Raw genomic sequence first — 7879 nt, 5'->3', positions numbered from 1 at the left:
CCGATATCGGCCAGTTTCGAGCCGTGCGGAATTTGTTCAAGCAGCAGTCCGAGTCTACGCGATAATTTTACGTTGTTCATGTAGCCACCCACGCAATCCATTTTTTTCGAAAGAGAAACAGCATCGCCAGCTCGGCTGCCATTTTTCCAATGAGCAGAAGGGAGATCCATCCCGGGTAATCATGCCTCAGCAGCAGGCAATCGATTTCAGGCATAAACCATAAAGCCGCGCCGACCGCAAAATAGACTCCGGAAATGCCTCTAACCCTATGATGCAGCAGCCAGCTCAGCCAGATCATCAGCACGCACAGCGGAAGCCAGAGCAGTTGCAGCTCCCACCGGCCCGCCTCCGGACGAAGCCTGCCCGCGAAACCGGCGTACAGGAGACTGAGCGCCCCGTAGCCGCTGAACTGAAGCAGACCGATCCGGAGCTTAAAACCAAGAATGACCCACAGCAGCCCGGATGCTCCCACAAGGATCGGAACCCACACCTGCGGATTCAGACTATGGAGAGAGATCATCCATAAGCCGAAGCCAAGCGTCAGCAAGCTGCCGATACCCGCGAGCGACAGACCGATTGCCGGCATGCGATCCCTCCACAGGCTGGCATATCCGTAACAAACCACAAGTACCGAGAACGCGGTCGCAAGTTGCAAAACCCAGGGAAAAACGCTAAAATAAAAACCAATTAACAAAATCAAGGAAATAATTCCAAAAGAAAACAGCCATATTTTAATATTTCCCTGCTGCAAATTTTGCAGCGTTATCGGATTTTCGCTTTTTACTTTGTCTTCATCTTCGTATAAATGGGTCAGGAAATCGCAGTATTGTTCCGGAAGCAGCTTCGTGCGGCGCCAGTACTGGATTTCTCTCAAAATAATAGCACGCTTGTCCATATTCAACGGCTTATCCCTCTTTTCGGCGAGGCTTTGGTCCCACAATAAAAGAACCTCCTGCCGCATGCAGCAGAAGGTCCGTGAAGAGTGTTATTCCAGAAAATCCTTAAGCCGTTTGCTGCGGCTTGGATGGCGCAGTTTGCGTAAAGCCTTGGCTTCGATTTGGCGAATCCGTTCACGGGTAACGCCAAACACTTTGCCGACTTCCTCCAGCGTTCTCGTCCGGCCGTCGTCAAGCCCGAAGCGCAGACGGAGCACATTCTCTTCACGCTCGGTCAGCGTATCCAGCACATCCTCCAGCTGCTCCTTGAGCAGCTCGTAAGCCGCCGCGTCCGCAGGGGCAAGCGCCTCCTGATCCTCGATAAAATCACCCAGGTGGGAATCATCCTCTTCCCCGATCGGAGTTTCCAAAGATACCGGCTCCTGGGCAATCTTCATGATCTCGCGAACCTTTTCGACGCTAAGCTCCATTTCGGCCGCAATTTCTTCCGGTGAAGGTTCCCGTCCCAGTTCCTGAAGCAGCTGGCGGGATACGCGGATCAGCTTGTTAATCGTTTCCACCATATGAACCGGAATTCGAATTGTACGCGCTTGGTCAGCAATGGCGCGGGTAATGGCCTGCCGAATCCACCAGGTTGCATACGTACTGAATTTGAAGCCCTTGTTGTGGTCAAATTTCTCGACCGCCTTGATCAGACCCATATTGCCTTCCTGAATGAGATCAAGGAACAGCATGCCCCGGCCTACATAACGCTTCGCGATGCTGACCACCAGCCGCAAATTCGCCTCAGCCAAGCGGCGCTTCGCTTCTTCGTCGCCATTCTTGATCCGCATGGCCAATTCAACCTCGTCATCGGCGGACAGAAGCGGGACGCGGCCGATTTCCTTCAGATACATGCGAACCGGGTCGTTAATCTTGATTCCGGGCGGAAGCGACAGATCATCATCGAAGCTGAAATCGTCGCTGTCGCCGTTCTCGTTGTCATCATTCGGACGAAGCGTTACCTCCTCGTCGTTGTCATTGACGACCTCAATCCCCAAATCGCTGAGCTGCTCATAAAATTCATCCATTTGTTCGGGGTCCTGATCAAATGGCGACAGTTTCTCCATGATATCTTTAATATTCAGTGAAGACCTTTTTTTGCCTGACTCAATAAGCTGATCTTTGACCTGGTCAAGCGTGAATTCCGCCTCCAGTTCGGTATGCTGATCGTTCGCCATTATTCGACTCCCTCCTCCCTAGATACATCCTGTCAACGTCTCACTGTCTCTCTAGGGCTATAATCTCACTTGCTATTTGTGCCGCGCGTAAAAAATCACCGGCTTTTTCCGCCTGAATCATTTCTTCCCGTTTCTTCTCCATCATGCGCTGCACGGGATATTTCCGCACCTCGCGGATATAATCATCCAGCACCTGCGTACTCCAGTCCGGCGGCGACTCCATCATGGAAATCGAGGCTGCGATTTTCTCCAGCCGGTCGTCCTGAAGCGAGGACAGAAACCGGCTGATATCCGGCTGCTTCCCCCCTGCATAATAAGCGTATAGATAAGCGGCAATCGCCGCATGATCATCGATGTTGAAATCTTCTCCCAGATGTTCGTTTACATACGCGGCCGCATCGCCATCCTGAAACATCAGGGACAGCAGACTCCGTTCCGCGGCATGGTAAGCCGGTAGCAAGGCTCTTGCCTGAACCTGCCCTTTTTTATGCCTACCATTATTCCACCTTTTGACGTTATTATCCCCTTCGGGCATGTTTTTTTGCATCGAAGCCCTGAGCAAATTGCAATCCTGCTTCAAGCTGTCATAGCTCAGCTCCAGCTCGGAGGCGATTTCCTTCAGGTATACTTCTCTTTCCGTTGAGGAATGCAGGGAAGCAATGACTTGCAGCGCCTCCTTGACATAAGCGATCTTGCCATCTTCCTCTAGGAGTATATGGTTTTTTTTCAGATATATAAGCTTAAATTTTACAGTTGATACCGCGGACTCAATGATCTGTTCCCTGAAGCGGTCTCCCCCATATTGAGACACAAATTCATCGGGGTCCAGTCCGCTTGGCAGCACCGCCACCTTGACGCGAAGTCCGGTCGATTCGAGCATTGAAAGAGCCTTCAGCGCCGCAGCTTGTCCCGCCCGGTCTCCATCATAAGCAATGACGATTTCATCAGCCAGAGCCTTCATCATCGACGCATGATTCTCCGTAAGCGAAGTACCCATGGTCGCCACGCCGTTATGCACACCCGATTCCCAGGCCGAAATGACATCTCCGTATCCTTCAAAAAGAACGATTTGCCGCGTTTTGCGGATGGATGCTTTGGACTGGTGCAGATTGTACAAAATCCGGCTTTTGTTAAACAGCTTGCTCTCCGGAGAGTTCAAATATTTCGGCTGTCCCTCCCCGAGAATTCTTCCGGCAAAAGCCACCACTTTACCGGCCCGGTTCGCAATCGGAAAAATAATCCGCCCGCGAAAACGGTCGATATAACCTTTGCCTTCGCTTCTTGAGGACAGCAGGCCGCCTTTCTCCATTTCGGCAAGGTCGAAATTCCGCCTTTCCAGAAACTGAAGCAGCGTATCCCAACGATCCGGCGCAAATCCGATCTGGAACTGGTCAATCATCTGATCGCTGAATTTCCGGGATCTTAAATAATCCATGGCGGCTCTGCCGTGTTCCGTATTCTTCAGCAAATAATGATAGAGCTTCGCAGACCATTCATACGCCTGTAGCAGCCGGTCAAGCTCCGGGTTGTGCGCGGACTGCATGCTTCCCGCGCCTTCCGGCACCGGAATGTCGCTTTCTTCGGCCATAATCCTGACGGCTTCGGGAAAGGATAACCCTTCGATTTCCATCCTGAATTTGATGGCATTTCCGCCCATGCCGCAGCCGAAACAATGAAACACTCCGCGATCTGGAGTTACGGTGAAGGAAGGGGTGCTTTCCGAATGGAACGGGCAGAGGCCCCACAAATATTTTCCCCGCTTGGTCAGATGGACAACTTTCCCGACGGTATCCACAATATCATGCCGCGCCAGCACACTTTCGATAACTTCCTCGGGAATATTGCCGTGTCCGCTTGCCACTAACAACCACCTTCATCCCTTGACAAATAAATAATATTCGCTACGGCTGAACATTTTCCTGCAATAAATTCAAAAGTTTTGTCAGTTTATGTTGAAAAGTATTCCGATCCTCTGCGGTAAACGGCTTAGGTCCTTTGGAGTAATGGCCTCTGCGGCGCTCTTTCGCCCTCGCGTGCCTGCCTTCAAGCATCATATCCATGTTGGTCTCATCGTATGTCTGTCCCCTGAAAGAAAGGGCATGGCATCCCTTCGCAAGCGCTAGCGCCGCCAGGCCGTAGTCGCCGGTCAATACGATATCCCCGGATTTGATGTGATTGGCAATATAGAGGTCGGCGCTCTGATCGCTGTTGTCCACATGCACGACCATGACGCCTTCACCCCCGCGAAGTTCGTGAGCGTAAGAAGACACCATGACCACCGGCACTCCAAACGCGCGGGCGGTGTCCGCCGTTTCCTTCTTGACCGGACAAGCGTCCGCGTCGACCACAATGGTTGTTTCCCGAGCGTCTGAGCTTCCCATAGTCTGTCACCGTTTCCCGTGTAATATATATACGCGACAATCCCAAGAAATCCTGCCGGTTCTTCCCAATCTTTAAAAAGCGTAAAATACGGAACGACAGCCCTAAGCCTGCGCTTCTGGCACCGTTCCGTATATTTATACCCTAAACCCGCGTTCTATACCACCTTAGACGCATATTCTTCATCAAGCTCCCGCATCTGGACTTAAATCCGAAGCTACCAGACCAGCTTGCCAAAATCGGCGAAGCTCTTCAGATCGGCATCAATGCCTGCCAGCAGCGCAAGCCGGTTGCCCCGCACCCGCTCATCCTCGGCCATGACCATGACGGAATCGAAGAAGACGGTGATCGCATCGCTGAGTCCGGCCAGCAGCGCAAGCGCCTGAACCGCATCATCCGCTTCGAGCGCTTTCTCATATGGCGCGCGCAGCGACTGCCAGGTTTCGTACAGCGCGCTTTCGGCCGCTTCACCCAGCAACGCGGAATCCAGAGTGGCGCCGGTAGCTTTGGCCGCCAGATTGCTGACCCGATTGAAGGAGTCCACCGTATTCTTGAAGTTCTCCCTGGACTGGACGGCATCAGCGAGCGCCTTGCTTCTGGCCACAACGGCGACAATATCGTCGTAGCCTGCGGCCATAACCGCATCGACCACATCATAACGCACATTGTCCGACAGAAGGCGCTTGACGCGCAGTCCGAAGAACTCATACAGGTTACTACGCAGCTCATCGGTCGAAAGTTTCAAATTCCGGGTATTTTCATGAACCTGAACGGCGATTTCAAAAATATCGTTCAAGCCGACCGGAAGCTCCCGCTCCAGCACGATCTGCACAATGCCTGCGGTCTGGCGGCGCAGCGCGTAAGGGTCCTGAGAGCCTGTAGGGATAATGCCCACCGAGAAGCAGCCGACGATCGTGTCGATTTTGTCGGCAATGCTGACGATGGCCCCGGCTTCCGTGGACGGAATGGCGTCTGTGGCAAAGCGCGGCTGATAGTGCTCAAATATCGCCTTGGCTACCTGCTCATCTTCACCCGCTTTACGGGCGTAGTCCTCGCCCATCGTTCCCTGAAGCTCCGGAAATTCATATACCATCTGAGTCACCAGATCGAATTTGCAAATGTCGGCGGCGCGGCTGCCCTTGACAGCCGCTTCCGGCGATGTCTGCAGCTTGGCGGCCAGACTGTCCGCAATCTGACGGACGCGGCGGACTTTATCTGCGACGCTGCCAAGCTCTTCATGATAAACAATATTTTCAAGCTTGGCCAGCGCGTCCTCAATCTTCAGCTTCTGGTCTTCTTCATAGAAGAACTTCGCATCCGACAGACGGGCCCGCAGCACCTTCTCGTTCCCTTTGGCGATCGTTTCCAGATGCTCGGCATTTCCGTTCCGCACGGTGACGAAATAGGGAAGCAATTTACCTTCGGCATCCAGCACAGGGAAATACCGCTGATGCTCCCGCATTGACGTAATCAGCACTTCCTGCGGAATATTCAGGAAAGCGGGATCGAATGTGCCGAACAGCACGGTCGGAGTTTCCACCAGGAACAGCACTTCTTCCAGCAGGTCGTCCTTGATCGCAATCGTCCAGCTTTTATCCGAAGCCAGCTTGTTAATCTGCTCAAGGATCAGCGCCTCGCGCTCCTTCACATCGGCAATGACATGCTGGGACCGCAGGCTTTCAATATAGTCCGCAGGCTGGGCAATAACCGCCTCCTGGCCAAGAAAACGGTGGCCCCGGCTGACCTTGCCGGTCCGAACGCCCGCAATTTCAAAATCGACAACGTCGCTGCCGAACAGAGCGACCAGCCAGCGAATCGGACGAACGAATTTGAAATCATACGCTCCCCAGCGCATATTCTTCGGGAAAGTCATCGCGCTTACGATTCCGGCCAGCCCCTCGGCAAGCAAGGAAGAAGCCTCTACACCTTCACTGCTCTTGGTCGCATAGATATATTCGACCCCGCCCACTTCCTTAAAAGTGAACTGCTCGGGCGCAACGCCCTGGCTGCGGGCAAATCCAAGGGCCGCCTTGCTCCACTCGCCAGCTGCGTCAACCGCGATTTTGCGGGAAGGCCCCTTGACTTCTTCGCTGACGTCCGTCTGTCTCTCGGCAACATCCTTTACAAGAACGGCCAGACGGCGCGGCGTCGCGAACGACCGCACTTCTCCGTGCTCAAGACGGGAGGACTCCAGCCATTTTGCCGTTCTGTCCTGAAGCTGCTCCATCGCAGCCCGGATAAAGCGCGCCGGGACTTCCTCCAGCCCGATTTCAAACAGCAGATCCTTAGCCAAGCTGAACACCTTCTTTCTTGAGCAGCGGGAAGCCGAGCTTCTCGCGCTCCTCCACATAGGTAGCCGCCACCTGGCGAGCCAGATTGCGCACTCTCGTAATAAAGCCCGTACGTTCCGTCACGCTGATTGCGCCCCGCGCATCCAGCAGGTTGAATGTATGCGAGCATTTGAGCACATAATCATAGGCGGGGAACACAAGGTGGCGGTCCATCGCCCGCCGCGCTTCCGCTTCATACGTACTGAAGAGACCAAAGAGCATACTGACGTCCGAAACTTCGAAGGTATAGGTGGAATGCTCCACCTCCGGCTGATGGAACACATCGCCGTACGTCAAGCCATCGACCCACTCCAGATCAAAGACGTTCTCCTTCTCCTGGATATACGAAGCAAGCCGCTCCATACCATAGGTGATTTCAACCGAAACCGGGCTGGTCTCGATGCCGCCCACCTGCTGAAAATAGGTGAACTGTGTAATTTCCATCCCGTCCAGCCATACTTCCCAGCCGAGTCCAGCGCAGCCGAGCGACGGATTCTCCCAGTTATCCTCGACGAACCGGATATCATGCTGCAGCGGATCGACGCCGAGCGCCTTCAGGCTGTCCAGATAAATCTCCTGAATATTATCCGGGGATGGCTTGATAATAACCTGATATTGATGATGCTGGTACAGGCGGTTCGGATTCTCGCCATAGCGTCCGTCGGAGGGACGGCGGGACGGCTCGACATAGGCGACCTTCCACGGCTCGGGTCCGAGGGAGCGCAGGAAGGTCATCGGGTTCATCGTGCCCGCGCCCTTTTCCGTGTCGTACGGCTGAACGATAATGCAGTTCTGTTTCGACCAGAACTCATTCAGCGTCAAAATCATCTGCTGAAAATTCATGTTACCGACTCCTTCGCTTAAGTTTGAGAACTGCCGGATTTCGCGGTCCTGCTGACCGCTAATAAACGCCCGGCATAGCGTCCTGCGATGGAGGCGGTGTTTATATTCCGGAGCAGAGATAGATTGCTCTCCGTCCCAGACCAAAAAGCTCCCGCCCCCATGCCTGAAATTCAGACATAGGGACGAGAGCTGTCATGTACTCCCGCGGTTC

The 7879-nt window shown here is 53.7% G+C and carries 6 protein-coding genes; all 6 read right to left on the bottom strand.

Annotation, left to right across the window (positions count from 1 at the left end):
- Positions 1-76 precede the first annotated feature (76 nt).
- A complete protein-coding gene (locus L692_RS0106485; protein WP_051503448.1) occupies positions 77-940 on the bottom strand; it encodes a hypothetical protein in 864 nt (287 codons plus the stop codon).
- Between the two features lie 45 nt (positions 941-985).
- The gene (gene rpoD / locus L692_RS0106480) at positions 986-2116 is read right to left on the bottom strand and encodes an RNA polymerase sigma factor RpoD (protein ID WP_025698251.1); all 1131 of its coding nucleotides are present in this window, start codon (positions 2114-2116) and stop codon (positions 986-988) included.
- Between the two features lie 40 nt (positions 2117-2156).
- Complete coding sequence (dnaG, locus tag L692_RS0106475; protein WP_025698249.1) at positions 2157-3977, bottom strand: DNA primase; 1821 nt, start codon at positions 3975-3977, stop codon at positions 2157-2159.
- Positions 3978-4017: 40 nt separating this feature from the next.
- A complete protein-coding gene (locus L692_RS0106470; RefSeq protein ID WP_025698247.1) occupies positions 4018-4497 on the bottom strand; it encodes a YaiI/YqxD family protein in 480 nt (159 codons plus the stop codon).
- A gap of 215 nt (positions 4498-4712) precedes the next feature.
- A complete protein-coding gene (gene glyS, locus L692_RS0106465) occupies positions 4713-6788 on the bottom strand; it encodes a glycine--tRNA ligase subunit beta (protein WP_025698246.1) in 2076 nt (691 codons plus the stop codon).
- Positions 6781-7668 carry a glycine--tRNA ligase subunit alpha gene (gene glyQ / locus L692_RS0106460; protein ID WP_025698244.1) on the bottom strand — a complete coding sequence of 296 codons (888 nt, stop codon included), beginning with the start codon at positions 7666-7668 and terminating at the stop codon, positions 6781-6783. Before glyQ ends, glyS begins: the two co-directional genes overlap by 8 nt.
- Positions 7669-7879: the final 211 nt, after the last annotated feature.

This window comes from Paenibacillus forsythiae T98 (genome assembly GCF_000520735.1).
GTDB classification, from domain to species: domain Bacteria; phylum Bacillota; class Bacilli; order Paenibacillales; family Paenibacillaceae; genus Paenibacillus_AQ; species Paenibacillus_AQ forsythiae.
The sequence above is the reverse complement of the archived record's forward strand: the minus strand, read 5'-3'. Positions and strand labels throughout refer to the sequence as shown.